The organism is Candidatus Omnitrophota bacterium, assembly GCA_040755155.1.
Classification (GTDB): Bacteria; Hinthialibacterota; Hinthialibacteria; order Hinthialibacterales; family Hinthialibacteraceae; genus JBFMBP01.
The window spans coordinates 22,501-47,127 of record JBFMBP010000070.1; the positions used below are offsets into that span (position 1 = coordinate 22,501).

19 protein-coding genes are annotated in these 24,627 nt (G+C 50.0%); 11 read left to right on the forward strand and 8 right to left on the reverse strand.

The window, feature by feature from the left end; genetic code table 11:
- Positions 1-500 precede the first annotated feature (500 nt).
- Positions 501-1,091: a prepilin-type N-terminal cleavage/methylation domain-containing protein gene (locus tag AB1656_08825; GenBank protein MEW6235474.1), complete on the forward strand. Its 591-nt coding sequence runs from the start codon at positions 501-503 to the stop codon at positions 1,089-1,091.
- Positions 1,092-1,107: 16 nt separating this feature from the next.
- Here AB1656_08825 and AB1656_08830 read toward each other — a convergent pair whose 3' ends face one another.
- From AB1656_08830 to AB1656_08845, 4 genes are all read right to left on the reverse strand, one after another.
- Positions 1,108-1,413, reverse strand: coding sequence for a type II toxin-antitoxin system RelE/ParE family toxin (locus AB1656_08830; protein MEW6235475.1), 306 nt, complete (start codon positions 1,411-1,413; stop codon positions 1,108-1,110).
- Entirely contained in the window at positions 1,413-1,631 is a 219-nt protein-coding gene (locus AB1656_08835) for an addiction module protein (GenBank protein ID MEW6235476.1), read from the reverse strand. The genes AB1656_08830 and AB1656_08835 overlap by 1 nt, the downstream gene beginning before the upstream one ends.
- 88 nt (positions 1,632-1,719) lie before the next feature.
- Positions 1,720-2,817 (reverse strand): tetratricopeptide repeat protein, encoded by a 1,098-nt coding sequence (locus AB1656_08840; GenBank protein MEW6235477.1) that lies wholly within the window; start codon positions 2,815-2,817, stop codon positions 1,720-1,722.
- Positions 2,818-2,936: 119 nt separating this feature from the next.
- Positions 2,937-3,155 carry a hypothetical protein gene (locus AB1656_08845; GenBank protein MEW6235478.1) on the reverse strand — a complete coding sequence of 73 codons (219 nt, stop codon included), beginning with the start codon at positions 3,153-3,155 and terminating at the stop codon, positions 2,937-2,939.
- Between the two features lie 734 nt (positions 3,156-3,889).
- Between AB1656_08845 and AB1656_08850 the strand changes: the two genes are divergently transcribed.
- Both AB1656_08850 and lepB read left to right on the forward strand, forming a co-directional pair.
- On the forward strand, positions 3,890-4,834 hold the full coding sequence (locus tag AB1656_08850; protein MEW6235479.1) for a carbohydrate kinase: 945 nt from the start codon (positions 3,890-3,892) through the stop codon (positions 4,832-4,834).
- Positions 4,835-4,940: 106 nt separating this feature from the next.
- Positions 4,941-5,639, forward strand: coding sequence for a signal peptidase I (gene lepB, locus AB1656_08855; protein MEW6235480.1), 699 nt, complete (start codon positions 4,941-4,943; stop codon positions 5,637-5,639).
- 202 nt (positions 5,640-5,841) lie between these two features.
- Here lepB and AB1656_08860 read toward each other — a convergent pair whose 3' ends face one another.
- The 4 genes from AB1656_08860 to AB1656_08875 all read right to left on the reverse strand — a co-directional run bounded on the left by AB1656_08860 (position 5,842) and on the right by AB1656_08875 (position 15,868).
- Entirely contained in the window at positions 5,842-7,245 is a 1,404-nt protein-coding gene (locus AB1656_08860) for an HD domain-containing phosphohydrolase (protein MEW6235481.1), read from the reverse strand.
- Between the two features lie 147 nt (positions 7,246-7,392).
- On the reverse strand, positions 7,393-9,873 hold the full coding sequence (locus AB1656_08865; GenBank protein MEW6235482.1) for a DUF3365 domain-containing protein: 2,481 nt from the start codon (positions 9,871-9,873) through the stop codon (positions 7,393-7,395).
- A gap of 274 nt (positions 9,874-10,147) precedes the next feature.
- Positions 10,148-14,239, reverse strand: a complete 4,092-nt coding sequence (locus AB1656_08870) for a PAS domain S-box protein (protein ID MEW6235483.1) — start codon at positions 14,237-14,239, stop codon at positions 10,148-10,150.
- Positions 14,240-14,821: 582 nt separating this feature from the next.
- Positions 14,822-15,868: a hypothetical protein gene (locus AB1656_08875; protein ID MEW6235484.1), complete on the reverse strand. Its 1,047-nt coding sequence runs from the start codon at positions 15,866-15,868 to the stop codon at positions 14,822-14,824.
- A gap of 253 nt (positions 15,869-16,121) precedes the next feature.
- Here AB1656_08875 and AB1656_08880 point away from each other — a divergent pair, with 253 nt between their 5' ends.
- The 8 genes from AB1656_08880 (at position 16,122) to AB1656_08915 (ending at position 24,625) form a co-directional block, all read left to right on the forward strand.
- Positions 16,122-17,540, forward strand: coding sequence for a cytochrome c (locus AB1656_08880; GenBank protein ID MEW6235485.1), 1,419 nt, complete (start codon positions 16,122-16,124; stop codon positions 17,538-17,540).
- A gap of 54 nt (positions 17,541-17,594) precedes the next feature.
- A complete protein-coding gene (locus tag AB1656_08885) occupies positions 17,595-19,022 on the forward strand; it encodes a c-type cytochrome (protein MEW6235486.1) in 1,428 nt (475 codons plus the stop codon).
- A 456-nt stretch (positions 19,023-19,478) separates the two neighbouring features.
- On the forward strand, positions 19,479-19,670 hold the full coding sequence (locus AB1656_08890) for a Flp family type IVb pilin (GenBank protein MEW6235487.1): 192 nt from the start codon (positions 19,479-19,481) through the stop codon (positions 19,668-19,670).
- Between the two features lie 120 nt (positions 19,671-19,790).
- Complete coding sequence (locus AB1656_08895; GenBank protein ID MEW6235488.1) at positions 19,791-20,306, forward strand: A24 family peptidase; 516 nt, start codon at positions 19,791-19,793, stop codon at positions 20,304-20,306.
- Positions 20,306-20,731 (forward strand): TadE family protein, encoded by a 426-nt coding sequence (locus AB1656_08900; GenBank protein ID MEW6235489.1) that lies wholly within the window; start codon positions 20,306-20,308, stop codon positions 20,729-20,731. Before AB1656_08895 ends, AB1656_08900 begins: the two co-directional genes overlap by 1 nt.
- Before the next feature lie 206 nt (positions 20,732-20,937).
- Complete coding sequence (gene cpaB / locus AB1656_08905) at positions 20,938-21,801, forward strand: Flp pilus assembly protein CpaB (GenBank protein MEW6235490.1); 864 nt, start codon at positions 20,938-20,940, stop codon at positions 21,799-21,801.
- A 164-nt stretch (positions 21,802-21,965) separates the two neighbouring features.
- Complete coding sequence (locus AB1656_08910; protein ID MEW6235491.1) at positions 21,966-23,333, forward strand: type II and III secretion system protein family protein; 1,368 nt, start codon at positions 21,966-21,968, stop codon at positions 23,331-23,333.
- A gap of 38 nt (positions 23,334-23,371) precedes the next feature.
- Positions 23,372-24,625, forward strand: coding sequence for a pilus assembly protein TadG-related protein (locus tag AB1656_08915; GenBank protein ID MEW6235492.1), 1,254 nt, complete (start codon positions 23,372-23,374; stop codon positions 24,623-24,625).
- The last annotated feature ends 2 nt before the right edge of the window (positions 24,626-24,627 follow it).

Below are 24,627 nucleotides of genomic sequence, written 5' to 3' on the forward strand. Positions count from 1 at the left end.
CTCATGTTACGCGCCTGGGAGCGCGGGCGTCTCGCCCGCAGGTTGGAAGAACCTTCCCTTAGCGGCGTAGAAGTTACATTTATGGTTGCGTTTTTGAATCGCAAAACCGCGAAAAGGCGCGAATTCCACGAAATTTTTGAATCACGGATATCATGGATTCTTATGGATTTCACGGAAAAATCTTTCTCGCAGCGCGATTCCTTACGTCGAATGTTATTCTTTTCCTTTTTCGTGTTCTTCATTTCATTTCGTGTTTTCGTGATTCAATCGAAGAGAGTAAGAGATTCCTTTAATCATCCATCGCGCGTAACATGAGTTACTAATTATTTCTGCCTTTATACGATAATAGTCTCCCTTTTCTAAGACAATTTCTATTCTTCTGGAATTGAAAAAAACTCTTGTGTTTATAATTTCTTTCCGTTACATTGGAATAAGATGATTTATGAATTCTTATTTTTTATATCTAGTTAGACCGATTTTCCAGTACGGAAGGTTGGATTATGAAAAACTCGATAGGCTTTACTTTGATCGAACTTCTGATTGTTGTGGCTATTATTGGAATTCTAGCCGCCATCGCCGTTCCTAACTTTCTCAACGCCCAAATTCGCGCAAAAATATCGCGTTCCATGGCCGATCAAAAAACAATGGAATCGGCGATCTTGCAATATATGCTCGACGCCAACGACAATCCTCCTCATTCCCATGAACCCAATCAAAATTATTGGCTGACAACGCCAATCGCTTATTTATCCAGTTTTTTATTCGATCCTTTTCAGGATACTCCTTTAGCGAAACAGTTATTTTCCTCCGACCTCACTTATCATAAGAAGCAGCATCATTGGGATCCGCTTGATAAACGATATTGGAGCAGTTTGACGCTTCAAACGCTCGATCCATCCAAGGATCCGGAGTTTACTTTTTGGCTTCAATCCATTGGATTTATTTTTGGCATGGGGCCATCAATGAAATATACAGGTTCCGCCGGAACAGGTTTTACTTTCGGCGTCGCTTTCATTCCCTATGAACCGTCCAATGGATTAGTCAGTCTAGGAATCATTCGCCGATACGTTCCTGGAAAGCCTAAATTATAATCTTCATCATAAAATGTTAGGCGTTATTCATTCTTTTTTTTGAGAGATCGGGATTTCTCTTGCCATGTATTACAGCAAGGACTATTACCTTCTCGTCAACGATAATGTATAGGATTTTGTATGGAAACTTTTTAATGAGGCATTTTCTGACGTCTTTGTATTCTATGGGGTGCGCAAAAGGGATTCTTTGTATGAAATGAAGGCTGGAATCAACTTGCAAAATAAAATCATAACCTAATCCCTTTCTTTTATCCTCATACCAAGAAAAAGCATTCGTTAAGTCATTTTCCGCCTCTGGCCTGATAATGACTACATATTTCATTATTCGCTCACGATCCTTCTATAAACGACATTCCATGGCGAACCCGCTTCCGGATTTTGGCGATATTTTTCCAGCCGCTCATCGATAATATTTTTTTCCTCTTGGGTAAGTTCCACCGAATCCGCTTTTGCGGATATCGTATCCCAAATCTCCTCGACCAATTGGATTCTTTCGGGGATAGACAATGCAAGAGCATCTGTTGCGGTTATTTTCTTCATATTTTCCTCTTTCATTTTTACGCGCCATAACGAATAAATGTTTCGTCTATTCGAAATAAGAAAAATTGCCTCTTTTCACTCATCCCATTCACCGAATCGCCAACAGCGCGCGGTAGAGATTACGGCTGTCTTCGTCGGGAGATGTCTGCGCTTGCTTGGCCAGTTGGTACAATTGGTATTGAAAATCCTTATCCGTCGCATAAATTTCGTCAATTGTTTGCTTGATTAACGGCAAGCCGCCAGCTTGATCCATCGCCTTTTGCAACGTCTTTCCCGCTTGAGAATACTGGCCGTTGGCGAACTGCGCAAAGGCTAGCCGCACCGCAATCGGCTTCGCTTGGGGATAATGCAGCGCCGCCGAGCCGTATTCCAGCGCCGCTTCCCGGTATTGCCGCCGTTGGAAGAGCGCATCCCCCTGCCGCACCAGCTGCATTACGGGGCCGGAATCGCGGTTGCTCATGGACGGCGCTGGCGCAGGAATGTCCGAGGATAGGTTTTCTGGAGGAGAAGATGGAAGATCGGGGGACGACGATTCTTCTTTTCGATCGGTAATGACATCACCTGAGGGAGACAAATCGTATTGGAGATAGTCCTGTTCGTCTTCCAAGCCCTCTTCTTCCGCGAGAGATTCCGCCGAAGAATCGTATAAAGGCCATGCCGGCCGCAACGCTTCCTGAATCCATAGGGGATAGGGAGGCTGAATCATCATGCGCACCCATTGGCTATCGACTCCCGAAGCGGAACTCCCGCCCGCGCTTTGCGCAGCGTTGCTTGGCGGCGAGTTCGACGTTCCCCCGATTCGTCCAAGTTCCCCTGCGGCTCCCCACTGGGAGGCTTCCATATTCCGTCCGCCGAGAACCATCCCATCTCTGTAACTTCCCATAAGATTTTTGCGAAGCAGAATTTCCTCGTAATTTTCGCGGTAACGTTCGCTGTAAGGGATGGTGGAGTCTTTCTTCTTACTCTTCGCCCTGGGTGGGGTGGAGGTATGGCCTCCATTTCCCTCAGAGGTGGATTTTTTCGGCGTTTCTATCCCGGATGCGGTTTTTTTGCTGTTTCGAACGCTCGGCGACTCCATGACGCTGCGGCCTTCCCTGTATCCAACTCCCAACTGCCCCGAACCATTGGCCGGAAAGAATAAAAGGCACATGGCTATAGCTACTATGGAGAAAAATCGATTCGCCATGATCCAGCTCCCTCCATCAAGACGCTTTAGAAAAGCCGCCGCATCCGGCAATCCTCTCGTCCTTTCTTTTTCAATCCAAAACAATTAGTAACCATCAATTTCAATATTATAGTGAAGATTCAATCAAATTTATATTCCGTTTTTTCCCCTTGCTCCAGTTCTTTGATTCCTATCAATATCTCTTTAATAAGCGAATGCGTCAAATCCGGATTCTCTTCGGCGCATTTGCCCAGACGCGCCCAATGCTCAATTTGGCCATCAATCGATCGATGATCTATCTGGCCAATGGCTTTGGCCTCATTAATAAGTTCATCGAAAATCTTTACGGCTGTCGTCATGATCTTTACCTATCACTTAATTATAGCATTTTGATATTATTATTCACTTTTTAGTTGTCAACGATTCAGTTTGCTCACTCAGGATATTGGTTCAATACCGCTCGAAAATACGGCGAAAAGTCATGAGTGATACTAGGGGCAGCATATCCAGCGCGATGAGTAAGAACATCCATTCTGACAACGCGTATCTCTGGATGGTATCTATCCGGATAAGCCGATGGATGATCGTACATCTGCTTCAATACGTGGATTGGAATGAGATACCAATGTTTCTCATCACCGCAAATCCATAACTCGTATTGGGCACGCAAAGTATTTGGATTAATATTAAATTTGTAGTTACCTGTTCCAGGACTACAGTATCAAGCATGGACAAATACGCCTCGCAACTGGTACGTCTCGCGACCGTACAGTACTGCTGTTGATCTTGGAGCGATCATTTCGAAAACCGCCTCTTTAATTCGGATTTGCTCAGGTTGTGATGATTTATACGCCATCGGCGCCTCTCGCGATTGAATTACTTTCTATTCATCCGCCCATTTTCATTCTTCTTCAATAATTATAATAGAAAAAAAACGGTATTTAATCAATTCAATATTGCTACTGATCCCGAACCCCCGTCTCTTTCAATCTCAATATGAAAACATTGCGGCTAGCAGTCCATTTTCCCCATAGAAGCCAGGCGCCGATTCATTATAGAATAAAGCATATACTTATTACGGGGAGAATCGATTATGGAAACGAAAATCGTATTGGCGATCGGCGAGACGCTTTGGGATTTGCTGCCCAGCGGCGAAGCTTTGGGCGGAGCGCCGTTCAATTTCGCATACCGGGTCAACTCGCTAGGACATAAGGGCATGATGGTCAGCCGCCTGGGACGAGACGATCTCGGCCTTGAAGCGCATAAGAAAATCCTGGAATTGGGTATGGACGATTCCTTTATGCAATGGGATAAGGAACTGCCCACCGGAACTGTGCAGGTGAACCTGGCCGATCAAAACCATCCCGATTTTTACATCGTTCCCAACGCCGCCTACGACCGGATCGAAATCACCAGCAGCCTGCTGGAAATGGCGGAAAGAGCGGATTGCGTCTGTTTCGGGACGCTGGCCCAGCGCTCGCCCGTCTCGCGGCGCACGGTGATGAAATTGTTGGAGGCGGCGGGAAACGCCCTTAAACTTCTCGACATCAATCTGCGCAAGAATTGTTACGGCGAAGAAACCATCGCCGCCTCGCTGGAAATGGCGGATATTCTGAAACTGAACGATTCCGAAGCCGGCTATTTGCGGAAATTGTATTCCATACAGGCCGCCGGCATAGACGGCTTTTGCCATGAGATCGTCCAGCAATGGTCTTTATCCCATTGCCTGGTTACTCTGGGCGAGAAAGGTGTATTCGCCCAGGCCAGAGATTGCGAAGGCATCTACGTTCCCGGCTTTCAAATCGAACTAGCCGATTCCTGCGGATCCGGCGACGCCTTCGCCGCCGGCTTCATCGCCCGCTATCTGGAAGGGAACGCGTTGGAGGAATGCTGCCTTTTCGGCAACGCTTTCGGAGCGTTGACGGCCGCCCAATCGGGAGCGACGACGCCCATCGCGCCAGAAGAGATCGAAGCGTTTCTCAATGCGGATATTCCCCGCCTCTCCGATCCGGAGTTGGACTATTTTCGCGTAGGCTGACGCCGCCATCGATTGCGCATCTTTCGAATCGCGTGTTACAATACCTCAAGGGGAATCGTTTTGAGAAAAAATGCGTTTGGAAACGGACATCGAAAGAGGGCAGCTTATGACGAGCGAACTGCGGAAAAAAATCTGGAATTTTTGCCGGGAATGGGTTGCGCCATTTCTTCTCATCGCGCTGGTTGTTACTTCGTTTCGTTCCGCCATCGCCGATTGGAACGACGTGCCCACAGGTTCCATGAAGCCGACCATCCTGGAAGGCGACCGAATTTTCGTAAACAAACTCGCCTACGATCTGAAGATTCCCTTTACCACCTGGCATGTAACGGAATGGAGCGCCCCGGCGCGGGGGGATATCGTGGTTTTCTTCTCGCCGGAAGACGGCAAACGATTGGTCAAGCGCGTCATCGCTCTGCCGGGCGACATCGTGGAATTGCGAGACAATATGTTGTATTTGAATAACCTGCCCTTGAATTACGAACCGTTGGAGAAAGAAACCATCGATCAAGTCGAACCGGATTTACAATCCCGCTGCCAATTTTTCTGCGAGAATCTTATCGGTATAAAGCATCCCGTCATGATCGATCCCTCCCGCCCGGCCATGCGCAGTTTCGGTCCCGCCGAGGCGCCGGATAATTGTTATTTCATGATGGGAGACAACCGGGACAATAGCGCCGATTCGCGATATTTCGGCTTCGTCGAACGCCGCCGCATCGTGGGCCGCGCCAGCCGCGTGGCGCTTTCCGTCGACCGCAACGATTATTACCTGCCTCGCTGGGATCGATTCCTGCGCAAATTGCCTTAAGCGGATTTATAGAAACGCATTGTAAAATTAAACGATAAATTCCCTCGCTGGAACAATTCGGGAAAAGATCAAAGGCAGGCTGCGCCATGCCTTTGCCACCCCGACAACATCTTTGAGGGGAGGGCGAGGCTCCTGCCGAGCTGTATAGATACAATGGTTCGCCAGGAGGCTCACCCTCCCATCGCTATAATAGTATCATGATTTATATTTTATCGGCGTCGTCAAACAAGGGCGCTTTCAATTGCAGGCAAGCGTCAACGACTTCCGGATCGTAAAGAACGCCCCTATTCTTCACGATCTCCTCAAACGCCTTTTGCTCGCCGAGGGCGGGCCGGTAGGGACGATGGGAAGCCATGGCTTCCACCACATCCGCCACGCCGATGATTTTCGCCTCCAGAATAATATCGCTCCCTATAAGTCCATTAGGATATCCCGAGCCGTTCATTCGTTCGTGATGCTGCAAAATCATGCGATCGATCGGCCAAGGAAATTGGACATGCTTCACGATTTCATATCCTTCCCGCGCGTGCATCTTTATCAAGTTGAATTCCTCTGCTCTTAATTGGCCGGGTTTGCTCAATATTTCGCTGGGGACGTAAATCTTGCCGATATCGTGAATCAAACAACCTAAATTCAGCCCTTCGCGGCGCTCGCCATTCACCCCCATGACTTTAGCGATTTCCACGGCGAGACGGGCGGCGCGCTGTTGATGGCCAGCTGTGTAAGGATCGCGTTTTTCCACCGTCATGGCCACCATTCGAATCGTATGTATCAACGTCGTATGCAGCCGGTCGAAATAATGGCGGCTTTCTTCTTCCAGCCGTTTGCGTACCGTGATATCCCTGGCGATGGCGGCGACGTATTCTCCCGTTTCCAGTCCTACGTAAGCCAGCGAGATTTCCACGAAGAAATTTTCGCCGGATTGGCGATGGAAAAGGGTCTCTATTTCCGGGAGTTTACCGTTTTGCAGTCTCTTAACCGTCTCCTCCCACGTCGCTTGATTGAAAGTGGGCGAGAGATCGAACATATGTTTTGCCAGCAATTCTTTTCGCGAATATTCCAATTTCTCGCACGCCGATTCGTTGCAATCGGTAATTTGGCCGGTGCGCGCATTGAGTATAAAGATGAGATCGCTGCTCAGTTGGATGATGGCTTGAAATTCCTTGTTGGCCCGATCGATATCCCGAAAGGTTTTTTCCCGTTCGCGGCGGATATGCAAGCCCCAAAGGCGGCTTTCGTGATACATGGCGGCATGTTTCAAAGCGCGCTTCAAACCTTCGATTTCAATCGTATCTTTTTGAATGTAATCGAAGACGCCTTCTTTGACGGCTTCGACCGCCCGATCCATTTCGGCGTAACCCGTAAGTATAAGAATGGCGGGAGCTTCCTCGCGCTCCATGATCTTCCGCGCCAGTTCGATCCCCGAAGGAGCGGGCATCTTCACATCGAGAACGAAAACCTGATGCGATCGTTCGCGAACGCGCTTCAAGGCCTCTTCGCCATTGGCGGCAAGATCGACGCTCCACCCCAATTCCAAGCCAACTTTCTCGACGATCGAACGGACGAACGAGTCGTCATCGGCAATGAGAATACTGTACGATTTCATAGGCTTCCCTTTTCTCAACGCCTTAATCTTCGGTCATAGGCATAGAAGAAACCAATAGTGTGATCCCTCTCATTCTAAGCATAGAAATAATTCATTCCAGTACACGATCGACAAATCCTGCCCTATCTTCACGAATGAATTCCATGCTTATTGTATTTGTCTATTCCCATCTTTCCTCGGCAGAATAATCGTGAATTTCGTTCCTTTCCCCGTTTCGCTTTCAACCCTGACTCCGCCGCCGATTTGCTTGACAATTCCATAAACGGTAGAGAGACCGAGACCCGGCCCTTGCCCCACTCCCTTTGTAGTAAAGAAAGGTTCGAAAATGCGGGGCATAATTTCCCGATCGATTCCGCAGCCGGAATCCGCTACCGTCAATATTACATAGTCGCCGGGTTGGATATCTTCATCGGAGGGTATGTCTTCTTCGCGATAGGAAACGTTCTTCGTTTCCAGAAATATTTTCCCGCCCTGCGGCATGGCTTCGCGGGCATTGAGAATCAGATTTACGATGGCGTGTTCCACTTGTCCGCGATCCGCATCGATTAGTCCCAGTTCGGAATCGAGATGGAAGATTATTTCGACGTCGTCTTTAACCATAAGGCGCAGCATACCCTTCATATCGTTCAATAAGTCGTTCAGATTCGTCCGTTTCAATTGAATAATCTGTTTGCGACTGAAGGCCAGGAGATGCCGGGTGATGGCGGCGGCGCGGTTTCCTTCATTCAGCACGTCGTTGAGATCCTGATAGAGAGGATCGCTGGGATCGAGTTTCTGCAAGGCGAGCGTGGAATAGCCGATGACGGCCATCATGGAATTGTTGAATTCGTGCGCTACGCCCCCGGCGAGTCTTCCGACGGCTTCCATTTTTTGCGCTTCGATGAGCCGCGCTTCCATTCGCTTTCGTTCCGTAATATCGCGGGCGATGCTCAACGCCGCTTGTTTTCCTGAATATTCCACAAGGCAGCTCTTCACTTCCACGGGAAAGACATCGCCATTTTTGCGCCGATGCTTCGCTTCGAAGAAAAGACATCCATTCCGGCGCAACTCGTCGAACGCTTTCGGGGCATTTTTATCGATTCCCTCCTCGACGATGTCCTGCAACAGCAAGCCCAGTAATTCCTCGCGGTTGTATTGCAGACTGTCGCAGGCCGCTCGGTTGACATCGAGCATAGACCCGAACAAATCGTGAATAAAAATGGCGTCGCTGGCGCTGTTGAATAAGGTTCGATACCAGTGTTCCGACTCCCGCAACGCTTGTTCCGCCTTCATTTTTTCGGTTACATCGTCATAGATGGCGATAATCTCATCGTTTGGCAGTTTATAGACATAATTTTCCACCCATTGGGATATCCGCTCATCGCTATAAAGCGAGAGCGGGTGGCGAATCGGTTTGCCGGATTTCCATACTTTCTGGAATACTTCGAAAAGCCCCAATTGGCAGACGCCGGGAAACACGTCTTTTACGCTTTGGCCGACAATTCGATCCCGCTGGACTTGACTGGATTTTGCGCCCGCCTCGTTCATATCCACAAAAATAAAATCGCCGCCGTCATCCTCGGCTCGATAAACGGCGGCGCCGCTTCCCATATTGTGAAAGAGTTCCCGATAACGCGCCTCGTTATCTTTGAGTTCTCTCTCCATGCGCCGGCGTTGTTCCATCTCCTGCGTGAGTAGTTTATTGGCGTTCAGAAGATTGGCGGCGCGCTCTCGGATTTTATCCTCCAAATGATCCATGTGGTGGCGCAGATTCAAAGACATCGCATTGAACGCTTGCGCGAATTCTCTCAATTCTTTGCCGAAGGGAAGCGGGATTTCCTTGCCGAGATGCGATTCGCCGGTGGAAATTTTCAACGCCTCATCGCGGATCGACGATAAAGGCGCAAAAAGAAACCGGCGATTCAACCAATATTGGAAAAGAAAAAGAAAACCGAGAAGCAGCAAGAGCAGACTGGAAAGCGCCCAGGAGAATCGTCCGGCCTCGCGATACGCCTCGGATAAGGGAATGCGCAAGGAAACGGCGGAAACCACTTCCCCCACATGGCGTTGGAAACTTCTATCCGCGCCATACCGATCGATCATCTGCCGGGGCGCATTCGCCGGCTCGCTATGGCAACGGAGACACGATTCTTCCATCGTTTCTCCCCGGCGCAGAAAAACGAAATAAGGCTGGCCGTTATAACGGCGGATGTCGGACTGCTCCAACAATTTGGGATTGGTATTTAAATCGCTGAGGAACGATTTCTCGTATTCGTCCGCTTCGTTTTCGGGACTGCGCGCATTAATCGCGCATTCTTTATAGTAATAATCCGTATCCGTCAGTTCGTCGAAATATTTTTTAATGATCCGGATGGCATAGGTCGAAGACATCCAAACCGGTTCGAAATAATCCTCTCCTCGAAAAGGTTCGCTTAATTCGAACAATTTCGGCTTTAAATCGCGAGCGAAAAAGGAATGGATCGCCAAATTGTGTTCCAGAAGCAGCCGGGCTTTGAATTCCGCTTCCATCAACGCCTGCCGCCGCATATTGATATTGACGAGAATGACAACCAGTACGGCGGCGGCTAGAAAAACGAAGGCAGTAACAATATTGACAATAACGCGAATATTCCATTGTGTTCCATACATCCGCATTCTTATTCCTCTATCCTCTTTGCCTTCCAACAGCATAATAATACCAACCTGCATTGAGATTGTCGCTTTTTATCCCTCTCCCAAGATTGGGAGAGGCTAGGTGAGGGTAGATAGGATTAGACTTTTATTTCCCTCACCCTAGCCCTCTCCCAAAGGGCGAGGGAATTTATAAGCAACAAACCTCACGCAGGCTGGTATAACATTCTTCTTATAAACAGCCGTCCTGCGGGCGCGCCGATTCCTGCTTCCATCGAGTTATGGAGAATAATCACGAAGCCTCCAGCGTTTCCCTCACCTTGCGCAGCAGGTCGTCCACGATAAACGGTTTTTGCATAAAGACGAGGTTCTCCTCCAGAACGCCGTGATGCACAATGGCATTTTCTGTGTAGCCGGACATAAAAATCGTTTTCATTTCGGGGTAGCGCGCGAGAAGTTGGCGGGCTAAATCGCGTCCGTTCATGCCGGGCATCACGACATCCGTTACTAAAAGATGAACCGGCCCCAGGTATTTTTCGCAGATTTGGAGAGCCTCGCCGCCGGAGTTCGCCGTTAAAACCGCATAGCCTTGATAATTCAGCGACCGCGACACTAAATTCCGCACCGACGCTTCATCCTCGACGACCATAACGGTTTCCCTGCCCTTCAACGACTCAAAAGGCGTTGGCGGCGCCAATGGTTTCTCTTCGGCGCCCTCAATTCGAGGCAAGTAAATTTTGAAAGTCGCGCCTTTCCCCGGTTCGCTGTAAACCCAAATATATCCATCGCTCTGCTTGACGATGCCGTAAACGGTGGCCAATCCCAATCCCGTTCCCTTCCCGACCTCTTTTGTAGTGAAGAAGGGTTCGAAAAGACGAGAACGAGTCTCTTCATCCATGCCTTTTCCCGTATCGCTGATGGCCAACATCACGTAAGGTCCCGGCTTGACATGGATATGCGAGAAAACATACGCTTCGTCCAAAACGACATTTTGGGTTTCGATCGTGAGTTTGCCGCCTTGAGGCATGGCGTCGCGGGCGTTGACCGCCAGATTCATGATGATTTGTTCGATCTGTCCGGGATCGGCTTTGACGATTCCCTTCGCAGGATTCGGCAAGGTCGCTAGTTCGATGTCTTCTCCAATCAATCGCCGCAGCATTTTATCCATACCAACGATCACACGGCTCAGATCGATGTATTGCGTCTGCAAAACCTGTTTGCGGCTGAAAGCCAGAAGTTGGCGGGTGAGGGCGGCCGTGCGGTCGCCTGCTTTTTTGACTTCCAAAATATCCTCTTGCGCCGGATGATCCTCCGCCAGTTTCTTCAAAGCGAAATCGCAATAGCCTTTGATAGCCATGACTAGGTTGTTGAAATCATGGGCGATGCCCCCCGCCAAGCGGCCAACCGCTTCCATTTTTTGGGCTTGTCTATACTGTTCCTCCAGCAACTTACGATCCGTAATATCGAATACATAACCTCGGATCCCGGTTAATTCGCCATTTTCTCCGAATATTCCGATGAGATTTTCGATAGTATTGACGATCTTGCCATCCTTGCGGCGGAGAGTTCTTTCGAAATTGAGCAACCTTTTCTTTTCTTTAAGAAAGTCCAAAAATTGCACCCGATCTTTAGGATTGAGATAAATGTCGCGCGCATTCGAACCAAGGGCCTCATCAACAGAAGCGAAGCCGAAGATGCGGACGTAGGCGGGATTGCAATCGATGAGGCGGCCGTCGGCGGCGTTGATGAAGTCGCCGGTCAAATCGTCCTCGAAAAATTGGCGGTAGCGTTCTTCGCTCTCCCGCAAAGCGTCCTCGGAACGCTTCTGCTTCGTAACATCCCAGAAAAGAATCTGAATGCCGACGATTTTTCCCGCCGCATTATATAAGGGCGTCTTCATCACCTGGACATAAATTCTTTCGCCGCCGGGAATTTGATGCTCCTCCACGGTTTCGAAAATCTCGCCGGTTTCGATGACGCGCCGATCGTCGCGCAAATACTTATCCGCCAATTCGGGAGGGAAGAAATCGTAATCGGTTTTGCCGACGATCTCTTCCAACGATTTCCCCATCTCCTTGCAGGAACGCTTATTGGCGAAAGTAAAATGGCCTTGCAAATCTTTGCGCAGAATGCATTGGGGCAGATTTTCCACAAGGGAATGATAAAGCGCTTCAGAATCCAAGATTTTTCTTTTCACGAGTTCGCGGTCGGTGATGTCTTGAACGGTTCCGATCATGCGCACAGGTTCGCCGGATGATCCATACATTATTTCCGCATGTTCATGAACGATCCGCTCGGATCCGTCGGGACGAACGATTCGATGATCGAGATCGTAGGGCTTGCCTTCGAAACGGGCGGCCAGAGACGATCGTTCCACAAATTCCCTGTCTTCGGGATGAATTATCTCCAAAAACATTTCATAAGTCAGGAAGCCGTCTTGCGGAGGCAAGCCGAAAATGCGAAACACTTCATCCGACCAGTGAAGTTGGCCTGTGGCTTCGTCCCATTCCCAATGGCCGAGATGGGCGATGCGCTGCGCTTCGGAAAGGCGCGCCTCGTTTTGTCTTAAAGCATCCTCCATCTCCTTATGCTCTGTAATATCGAAACAAGAACCGATATATCCGGCGAATTGGTTGTCCAAATCGCAATAAGGCCGGCCAATATCGAAAATATATCGGTACTCGCCATCGTATCGACGTAGGCGGTATACCATTTCAAACGGTTCACGGTTACTAAATGCGCCAAGATAAATACGCAGACACCGATCAATGTCGTCAGGATGGACGCCCTCAGCCCAACCATCCCCTATTTCTTGTTCCATAGTCCTCCCAGTGAAAGATAGCCATACTTTATTGAAATAATTGCATTTCCCGTCTATTCCCGAACGCCAAATCATAGCGGGAAAATCTTCAAATAATTTGAGATAGAATTCGCGGGCTTGAAAGACGGATTCCTCCAATTTGCAGCGCATCTCTTCCATCTCGATATTGTAAAGAGCGAAGGCGATGTCGTCGGCGATTTCTTGGATCAGGGATTGATCTTCTACCTCGGCGGCATAATTCTCCGGTTCGGCTACGCTCATCAAACCGTAAATCATCCCTTCGTGTTCCAAACGGATCGTCAGAGCTAAACGGCGGGAATTATCCGTTTTGGGAATAACGCCGCAGAGGGAATAGGGATCGTCGGATACGAAGACGCCAGGTTGGGAAAGCGCCTTGCGCGCGCATTCTGGCGCGTCGCCCCGATCCATCCGTTCCAGCATCCGTTTAAATTCTTCGCCCAAACCCGCTGCCGCCGCTATTTGAATTTTTCCGTCTTCATCCATCAAAACGATACAGGCGTGATGAAAACCCTGCGCCTCCACAAAACAAGCGCAAGTTTTATCCAGAAGCTTTTGTCGATCTTTTTCTTTCGTAATGATTTGATTGATCTTACGGATGGCGCGCAGAACGGAATTGAGATGCAGGATTTTTCTCTCCGCGCGCTTGCGCTCGGTAATCACGTCGAATACGGCGACAATGTACTCTTTTTGCGGACTATAGACCGAGATCGAAAACCACATATTCAGAGCATCGACATACGTTTCAAACTTTTCGGGAACGCCGGTTAGAGCCGTTCGCCCGTAGATTTCAAACAGATTAGGATCCTTTTCTCGTATTCCCGGAATGACTTCGGATACTTTTTTCCCAACGACATTTTTCAATCCAGTAAGAGTCTCAAAGTTCCGATTCACTTCAAGATAAACGAAGTCAACCGGTTGATCATGCTCGTAAAGCATCTTGCAAAAGGCGAATCCATTCAGCATGTTCTCGAATAAAGAACGGAAATGCTCTTCGCTATCCCGCAGCGTCTTCTCCGCCCGCTTACGCTCGGTAAGGTCGCGGAAAATGCCTTGGATCAGTTTCTTGCCCCCTAGTTCGATGACGTTGGAACTGATTTCGACGGGGATTTGGCGGCCATCGCGATGTTGGATGTAATATTCTTTTGTAACCAATACATTGGATTTTTGGGCGGCGTCTTGAAATCCGCGTTGGATTTCTTCCATTTTGTCAGGAGGATGCAAGTGACTGTAATGATGGCCAATTATTTCCTGCGCCGGACGTCCGATTAATTCCTCCGCTTTCTTATTCGCTTCGAGGATGATGCCCTTCTCCGCGTCGGCGACGAAAATGGCGTCATTGGCGGACTCCATTAAAATCCGGTATTTTTCGTCCGTACGATCCATTAATTCCTGCATACGGCGCCGCTCGTTTTCTACAAACGCCCTCGAACAAACGAGCGCCTGCTCTTCCAATTTCAATTCGAACTGGCGGCGTTCGGATTGCGCAATTCGCAATTCTTCCTGAAGATTTTGGATCAGTTCTTCGGCTTCGTTTAGTTGCATGTTATTTTCCTAGGCTCATCAGGAACTACCGCCTTTTTGGCTTTTGTTGCGAATGGAGAATTACAACATTGATTTTGGGATTTTCTGGATTGAAATGAAAAAAACTAAGGATAATTAATTACGAACATCGTAATACAGAGAATGTCGCCAACGAACACAACCAAATATGCAGAAATCCCTTATACCCCAAAATTTAGAAAATTTGGGTAATGAATTACGAACAATTTATTCTTGATCTTGAGGCTCTTGCAAAAAGGATAAAGTCTACGCTTTATTTCTCCCCCCAAGTTTGGGGGGAGTTAGAGGGGGGGTGATTTTATTAGGCTTAAGAAAACCCCCTCCTAAACCTCCCCCACGCTTGGGGGAGGAATTATGGAGTTTTGCAAGAGGCTCGATCTCTATAATAAATTGTATCTCATCGATGGGAAAAGACTAATTTTCTTTATAAAAATCGAGAATAATAATTCCAAAAAGATCGTATCGGCGCAAATAATAGAAAAGAGACTCTCAAAGAAAGAATCGGAAAGGAGGGAAAATTCGCGTTGTACGCAAAAAAAGCGCCCACCGCGGGCGTCCGGCGTTTTACCCGCGCCAAGGACGGGGGCGATTTTTCACTTCTGCTTTCGCCAATGTTTTTTGGGCGATGAGAACGTCTTCCACGATCTGAAAATCGAACATGCCGACGGCTAGGAAATCGGCGCCGTTCTTAAAGCAGAATTCGAATGCGGAATCGGGGCGGATGGCGCCGGCGGCTAAGGTTTTGAACGCAATCCAAGGCTGCTTCTTTTTGGCCATGATTTCGACGGTTTTATCCGGGAATAAGTCGAAGATATTGTCGTGAAATTTGTTGTGATCCAGATAGTGCGTACTGTCGACCGACCACGGTTCGCGTTGTTCGCGGGGTTGCGCCGACCAGTATTGGTCATGGTGGAAGGTCTTGAAATAATAATCGGGCACGATGCCGAAGGCTTCGGCCTTTTCGATTGCTTTAACGTCATGGCAGCCAAGACCGGCCAAGTAACCCTGTTTTTTTATGTATTCGACGCCTTTGGCGATAATTTCAAGTTTCTTAGGATCGCCGCTTCTAATCGTATGTTCAGTATAGCCGCCCTGGGTGTAGAGCGTGGTCGCGCCTTTATCGATGCTCATGTCGATCCACTCTTTAAAGCCTTCCCAGAAGGGATCGTCTAAGTACTTCCAATCCTGCCGCACGCCGACGATCGTCTGGATTCGGCCTCCTCTTTCTTGCTTGTATTGATTGATAAAGTCCAATTGCGTAGGATCGGGCGAGCAGGTATTTATGCCGTATTCCTCCATCATTTCCAGAGTATCGAATTGTTTTTCCTGAGTCAAATAATGGCCCGCCAGCTCGGAAACGTAAAGCAAATCCCGTTGATGGCACCAACCGCTGATAATATTGCCGCCGCCGATGAGGCGGCTAATGGTCAAATCGCCGATCTTCCCCGCCGGCATTTTAGCGTCCGATGAAATCGGCTTCGCATCTTTGGCTTCACTGGGATTTTGCAGCATTGCCAACAATTGCCGTTCTTCCGGCCCGCGCACGCCCAACGCGGCTCCGGCGACCATGGATTTTCCCAAAAAACTGCGGCGATCGATCCGGCATGCCATTTTCTTGCCTCCAAAGCGGATGAAATGAGTTCCCAAAATCGTTTAATCATCTCACAGAATCCCCTTGCCCGTCAATTGTTTTCTTCTCCAGAAAACGGGAACCAACAATCCAGGCGATAAAACAAGAGCGTCATGTTTCTTTTTGAATAGTATTTTTCAATTTCTTCTATTATCATATATCTTTCATTTTGAAATTTTTTCTCCATCTGGCAAAACGAACAAAACCATAAAAAAAGAAGGAGCGTTCCTCTTCATGGACTTGCCGGTATTTCATCTCGATTTTTTCGGCAATCGTATCTTGATCGGAATCATTGCCATCGTTCACGTCTTCATTAACCACCCCATGGCCGTAGGAGCCATGCCGCTGATTACGCTGATGGAGTGGACGGGAAAACGAACCGGCGACCGCCGGTGGGACGATTTGGCGTACAAAATCCTCACCGTCTGCTTTATTGTCACTACTAGCCTCGGTGCGCTTACCGGCGTGGGCATCTGGTTTTCCACATCGCTCGTCAATCCCTACGCCATCGGCAGTTTGATTCATATCTTCTATTGGGCATGGTTTACGGAATGGATCGTTTTCTGCGTCGAAGTGATTTTAATTCTCCTTTATTATTTATTATGGAAAAAATGGGAAGGGCCTTTAAAGAACCGCCATATTATCCTTGGCGCCGTTCTCTCTATCTCTTCCTGGCTGACGATGGCCATTATCACCGCCATCCTGGCTTACATGATGGATATCGGCGATTGGAGGTTGGGAAAAGGGTTGCTCGCGGCGATCATGAATCCCCTCTATTTGCCCCAGCTGGCGTTTCGAACGCCGCTGGCGATGGCGACGGCGGGCTTCTTCGCGCTGCTGTTGACGTACTTTTTCCTAAAGTACGATGCCGTTTTCCGCGCCTCCGTTGCGCGTTGGATTTCCATCTGGACGTTGGCGTGGCTGCCTTTTTGTTTGGCGGCGGGGATATGGTATTGGCGTATGATACCGGATGCATTGACGCAAAATTTAAACGTAGCGGTGGCGACCCAGATTTTCGAAACCCATTACAATCTGATCCTGGTTTCGCTCTATGTATTTATTCTCCTGGCGTTGCTCTTTTTATTATGGGTTGTCATCAAGCCGTTGCAGGTTCCGCGCTATGTTTTGTTGATTCCTTTCATGGTAGGGATTCTCACGCTGGGTTATTTCGAGCGGGTGCGGGAGTTTCTCCGCAAACCCTACGTCATCGCCGACTACATGTATGCGAATGGAATCCGGGTCGACGACTATCCCCTGCTTAACCAGCGGGGGATTCTGCCCTACGCCGTCTACGCCCGCGAAAAAACCGTAACCGACGAGAATAAAATTCTAGCCGGAAGAGACGTCTTTATGATCGCCTGCACCCGCTGCCATACGACGAATGGAGTGAATGGCATTCTGGCGAAATTCCAGAATCTCTACGGCCCCGGCCCCTGGGATGCGGAGACGATGGCGTTGTATATCCGGGGCATGCACAATGCGCGTCCTTTTATGCCGCCGTTTCCCGGCAACGACGCCGAGTTGAACGCGCTGGTTCAATATCTTCTTACCCTGCGGCAATACCCGATTCCGCTGAAAGGAGCGCAAACGGCGGACGCCGTCCCGCCGCCAAACCTTTCGCACGCCAACGCCGGCGCGGATTCGCGCTCGTAGATTTATTTTACTTTTAGGAAAAGAAAGGGCGTATTAATGGAAAACTTCCCAGCGATGCCTATCCCTCGAATGATTCCGCTGCCTTTACCCGCCTCCGCCTATTTTTTGCAATATGCCATCGTCATCCTTTTTTTACTGCATATCTTTTTCGTCAATTTAATGGTTGGCGCCTCGATTCTTTCCGTACTCTTCGAATATCTCGGTTGGAAAAAGCCGGATTACGATCGGCTAGCCCGCGAAGTGGCGGATACGATTACGGTCAATAAAAGTCTGGCCGTCGTACTGGGCGTGGCGCCGCTGTTGACGATCAACGTGCTATATACGATCTATTTTTATACGGCCAACGCACTAACAGGCTTCGCCTGGATCATGGTAGTTCCGCTAGTAACGATCGCTTTTTTGCTGGGATACGCCCATAAATACAGTTGGGACTATCTGGCGGATCAGAAGGGGCTGCATATCTCCCTTGGCGCGGGAGCGGCTTTGTTATTTCTCATTATTCCCTTGATTTTCCTGGCCAATATCAATCTCATGCTCTTTCCCGAACAATGGTTCAAGGTTGACGGCTGGCTGGCCGCCCTGGCGATTCCCAATGTCATTCCACGCTATTTTCATTTTCTGCTAGCCTGCTTCGCCATAACGGGATTATTCTTCGCCGGGTATTTCAGCCGGGCGAAATATCCCGTGGAAACCGTCTTTCGCGAATTCGACCGCCCGGCCTTGCGGCGATTGTTTTACAGCATCGCCTTCGGCGCCACCGGGGCGAATTTCTTGGCCGGACCGCTGCTTTTCCTCACGCTGCCTGCGAATGGACTTAGTTGGCTGCTGATCCTGGCGATTCTCTGCGGCGCATCTCTGGCCGTTATGGCGGCGGTTCTGTTGTGGCGGGAAATCACCCGTCCGCAAGCCGACTGGACGCCTCGTTTTTATTGGATTGCCGGACTTCTTATGGGAACCGTCCTCTTTATGGGGACGGGAAGGCACCTTTACCGCGAAAACGCCGTCGCCTGGCATCGAACCAAAATGGCGGAAGAGACGCGAGTTTTCACATCCATGTCGGAAATTGCGCGATGGCGAGCGTCGCAGGGATTAGGAATGCCGGGTGAGGAAGCGCTGCCGCCCGGCGAGAAGGTTTTCCGTAACGTTTGCGCCGCCTGCCACGCCCTGGATCAGCGTTTGGTAGGCCCACCGCTTAGGGAAATCGCTGCGGCTTATCTTAACGATCCAGCCGGGATCGTCAAATGGGTGAAGAATCCTGGGAAAAAACGCACGGATTATCCGCAAATGCCCGCCGTGAAATTGACGGAAGCCCAATATCAAGACGTAGCGCGTTACATTCTGGAAATAACAGCCCCCAAGAGCGAAACGGAAGCGAAACCGCAAGAGACAAAGGGCGCCGCCCCACCTCAAAGCGCGACCTCGTCCAAAGAACTGATTCCCAACTCGCTGATGCCAGCGGCGCCGGATAAAAGCGGCCAATAAGACGCCGACGTAACGATTATTGCAAACTTTTTTCTCATTTCAAAAAAAATCAAGAAAATTAATCCCCAAAATTCGAAGCCTTGATCGTTGGGGATTTTTTTAATATCTACTTAAAAATCAATCGGTTGTTTGCTTAAAATCAAATCGAAATGTGGTTTGGATTTTTCTCCGTTTAAAAAAAATGAGAAAAAAAATATAAATTTTATTGACAATTTGATAAATTCGTGCTTTACTTAGTGCAGTAAGGAAAACCAAGAGAAAAAGAAATCGAATCGGCTTTCAAATAAAAGAAAAATAAAAATCGAATAGAATTTAAAAAATATCATGAAAGCAATATCCATTAATCATATATTTCATTGCAAAAATGTAACGGAAGAGGGCGGAATTTTTTTTGGATTTTATCCTTACTATCTGAGGTAAGGAATACTATTCACTAATGTGAGAGGAGTCAGTATCATGAAGAACACATGGAATGCAGTGAAAAGTTTCGTTACATCCGAAGATGGTCCCACCGCTGTCGAGTATGCCGTGGTCGTGGCGTTGATTATCATCGCCGCCGTCGTTGGCATTGGCGCCGTCGGTACGGCCTTGAACACCTGGTTCCAAGGCGTTGGCGATTCCATTGATGCCAAGAACCCCGCTTTCTAATCGAAGCGCGCGAAGAGGGAGAGTTGCCGGGACGAACCGTAAGCCATCTTTTGCCAAGCGTCCTTCGCCGCAGCTCTCCCTCCTCTCTTTTTTCCCGCCCACTCGACAAGGAGCAAAATCATGAGACCCGAAATTGTTACAGCCGCTGGCGTTTTAGCCTTAGCCGCTTATATCGATTGGAAAGAACACCGCGTACCCAACTGGCTGACGTTCGCCGCCTGCGGATTCGGCTTGGCTTATCATGCGCTTATTGGAGGCGTGGACGGACTGGAATCCGCTCTTCTCGGCGCCGCCGCCGGATTGGCTACGTTGATCGTTCCCTACGCATTGAAGGGCATGGGCGCGGGCGACGTGAAGTTGATGGCCGCCGTGGGCGCCTGGGTGGGCGCGGAAATCACGCTGCATGCTTTTCTTTGGATCGCCGTTTGCGGCGGATTGATGGGCGCCTGGTCCATCCTGAGAAGCCGGGAAGTGAAAGAGCGGCTGCGAAACGCGGTTCTGGCGGGTAAAAATCTTGTTACGTTGAACGATCTGGACGCAGGAGCGCAGAAGGCTCCGGCGAAGATTCTGTTGCCTTACGGCGTTCCCATCGCCTTCGGTTTTTACGCCTACTTCCTGTTTGGAGGGCTAATCTAATGAAAACGTTGCGAACCGGAAAGAAATGGCGGGAAGAAAAGGGATCGTCAACGGTGGAATTTGCGCTGGTTCTTCCCGCTCTCATGCTCGTTATTTTCGGAATTTTCGAATTCGGACGCATGTTCATGACGTATCAAATGCTGAATTCCGCCGCTCGCGAAGGCGCCCGCGTCGCCTCGCTGCCAGGCGCCGACAATGCGCTGGCGCTGCAGAAGATCGAGGAAGAACTGGCGGGAGCGGGTTTGACGCCGGATAGTTACGAATTCACGCCGGCGGACATCTCCACCGCCAGCCGCAACGATCCGGTTACCGTCCGCGTACGCATCCTTTACGATTCCATCGCCTGGATGCCGGGGTTTATCCCTGGCTTAAGCGGCATGGAAATGGAAGGCGTCGTCGTCATGAGAAAAGAAGGTTTGAATTGAGTAGCTCATGTTACGCGCGAATACAGTTTTCTTATGAATTTGCAGCTTTTCCAATCCCTCTCCCAAGATTGGGAGAGGTTAGGTGAGGGTTGATAGGGTCGAGTTTATCTCCCCTCACCCTAACCCTCTCCCAAAGGGCGAGGGGATAGAATTGCGTAATATAAGTTAAATCGTTTCATTCGCATTGTGCGCAGGAGGATTCCATCATGTCGAAAGCGGCTGCGATTCTCGTTCTGTTCATCGCTATTCTGTCCGGTCTTTTCGCCAGCGCGGCGGTGATGAAATACGTTCAAAACCAGCGGCGGACGGCTTCCTCGTCGGAGGCGGGGCCTTTAACGTCCGTGGCCGTCGCCCAAAAGGATATCCCGGCGGGAACGGCGATCCTCGCCGAACATGTGATGGACGCTACTCACCCAAAGAGTCTTATCCCGGCCGGAGCGATCGATTCCCAGAAACTCGCTCTGAACCGGATGGCCAAAACCGCCATTTACAAAGGCGAAATTCTTGTGCAGGAACGATTGACGGAGCCGGGCGCTCCCAGCGGCCTCTCCTCGCTAATCCCCGAAGGACAACGGGCGATCACTTTGCGCGTCGACGATACGATCGGCGTGGGAGGCTTCGTCCAACCCGGCCATCATGTCGATATCGTAACGACCGTCGATCTTCGGGGAGAAACGAACGAAACCGTCTGCAAAGTGATCTTGCAAAACCTTCAAGTCATCGCTACGGGTCAGGAAATCGATCGCAAAGACCGCAAAGAAAACGAAAAACCCAAAACCGTTCCTACCGTCACCGTACTGGCGACTCCGGAACAAGCGGAAAAATTGACCTTGGCCGCCAACGCGGGCGTCATCCGCCTTATCCTCCGGAATTTCAGAGACAATGCGGAAGAAATTACGAAAGGCATCCGGCTCTCCAACCTCATCGCGGATGCGCGGCCTTCCTTGCCGCCGCCCGAACCGGTTCAGATTCAGGAAACGGCGAAAGCGCCGGAAACGCCCGCCAAGAAATTCTCCATCATAGAGGTCTATCGCGGCGCGCAGAAATCGGAAGTGGCTTTTGAAAAATAATTCGTCCCAAACGATCTATCACGTGTATTTTTATTGCGATTCATGTTTTGAATATAAAGAACTGTTATGAGGATTGAGGTCATGTTTTCTATTGAAATGTTTTGCCATGACTCTGAAAGGCGCGCGATCCGAGCGCGGCGCCTTTCGCAAGCGGAGAAATCGAAATGCAGGCAAATCGTCGTCATACCCCTCTTTTTCCCATCGCCGTCTTCTTGATAATTGCAGCGGCTTCCGCCCCGGTTTGGGGGACGAACTCCATCGACAAACTGCTTCCCAACAACGAGTCCCTCGAAATCCCCGTCAAGAAATCCTCCCTGGTGAAATTGAAAACGCCCGTGGATCGCGTTTCCATCGTCGCCCCGGAAATCGCCGACGTCAACATCGTCGATCCCAAGCAGATTCTAATCACCGCCGCTTCCGTGGGCGAAACCAGCCTGCTGCTCTGGACCAAAGACGGCCAAACCCGCGCCATCGACGTGAAAGTCGTATGGAACACCAAAGCGATACAGGACGCCATTCAAGCCATTCTGCCCGACGAAGCCATCGAAGTGGTTTCAATGGAAGGAGGCGCAGCGCTGAAGGGAGAAGCGCATTCCCTCGACGCCGCCGATCGCGCAATGGAAATCGCCCAATCCTACGTCCCCAAAGTCATCAATATGATGACGGTTCCCGGATTGCAGCAAGTGCTCTTGAAAGTGAAGATCGCCGAAGTAGCCAGTTCGTTCCGCGATGAAATGGGATTCAATTTTATTTATCACGGGGGTTCCATCCAAGGCGGATCGCTTTTAGGCGATCTGATTACGGGCGATATGACGCAAGGGGGAACTGTAGATATGAGCGATGTCGTAACGCTCTTCTTCGGCCTCCCCAACAGCGACGTCAAAGGATTTCTTCAGGCGCTGAAGTCGAAAGGCTGGATTCACATGTTGGCGCAGCCGAATCTCATCGCCCGCAGCGGCGAAACGGCCAACTTTTTAGCGGGGGGCGAGTTTCCCATTCCCGTCGTGCAGGGCGGCGCTTCCACCAATGCCGTCACGATCGAGTACAAGGAATTCGGCGTTCGCTTGCAATTCACGCCGACGGTAATGGACGCCGAATCGATCCATTTGGACATCTCGCCCGAAGTGAGCGATCTGGATTTTTCCACCGGCGTCAAAATGGGCGGTTTCATGGTACCCTCGCTCATCACGCGCCGGGCGCATACGGTGATCGATTTGAAGAATGGACAAACGTTCGCCATCGCCGGACTGATGAGCCAGAACAAACAAAAAAATACGCGGAAAGTACCGGGAGCGGGCGATATCCCCATATTAGGAGCCTTATTCAGCGGCAAAGAAATTTCGCAGAAAGAGACCGAGTTATTAATTATGGTCACTCCCCATCTAGTCGCGCCCTTGGAGAATGGGGAGACGATGGAAATGCCAACACCGCCCGAACTCGTTCCATCGTTAACCTTGCCCAAAGAAGAAGCGAAAAAAGAGAGCGAACCGGCGAACAAGAAGCCGCGTTCTCTTAATCATAAAGGAAGATGAAATTTTCGAGGCCATTTATCGAGGAGAGCAACAAACTCATGAAAACGCGCACACCAAACCAAAACGGCTCGGTTATAGTGCTGGCGACCATCTGCATGACGCTTATTATGATGGCCGCGGCCATGACCATAGACGTAGGATTGATGGCGGCGTCGAAAAGCCAATTGCAAAACGCCGCCGATTCCGCCGCCTTGGCGGGAGCTGCGCAACTGGTGGATGAAGGCGCATTGGCGGGAACGCCGGATCAGACGGACGACGTGATATCCGCCCGCAATTTCGCCCAGGAATTCGCTGGATACAATGAGGCGGCGAAAGTTGCTCTTCAACTCGACCGCAACGACGGCAATCTTGCCGATGGCGGCATCGTCGCTGGATATCTGCAAAATCCGCTCGACATGAACAGCCTTTTTCAGTCGGAGGGCGTCAGCCAAATCAATTCCATTAAAGTCTCAGCCAACCTCTCTCAGGACATCAACGGCCCCCTGGCGTTGTTGATGGGCGCCTTTGACGGTCCCGACTCCGTCGAAATCTCCACGCACGCCATCGCTACCATCGACGACCGCATCGCCGGATTCTCGCTCGGCGCGGGAGAGACGCTGCCCATGCTGCCCTTTGCGGCTTACGAAGGAACATGGAACGCCTCGACGGATGGCGTAAGCGATCAGGATAATTTCCGCGTCGTCGACGGCGTCGTATCTTCCGGTTCGGACGGCATTCCGGAAATTACGCTTTATCCGTACAAATATTATGTCGGCATCCCCGGAACCAGAGGCAACGTAGGTACGATCTTCGTCTCGGCGGTCATAGGAAGCACGTACGTCCAGAATCAAATCGCCAATGGCATGAACCAAGAGGATTTGGCCGCCATCGACGGACTAGAAATGACCGATGACGGTTCCGGCGATTACGCGAAATGGCTGCCGGGTGAGAATTGGATGTCGAGCAGCTGGCATACGGCGCTGCGCAACATCAAAGGGCAAGCTCGCATTATGCCCTTGTTCCGCTCCTTCAGTTCCAGTCCGCCGATCGCCCTCGCCAATCCGGACGATGTAACGTTGGAAGAGCATCTGGCGAAAACGGCGGCGGGTATGGAAGAGATTTGTTGCGCCATCCAGTATTATTACGAGACAGTAAAATTCGAAGCGGTTACGGTCATCGAATCTTACTGGCCCTCCAGCGACAGTTCAAAGCGCTTCATCGTGCAACCGGCTCAGATGACGACCGAAAAAGCCATCTTCAATCCCGACGCGCCGAGTTCCGGCCTAGTCTATACCCTTTCCCTAACGAGATAGGA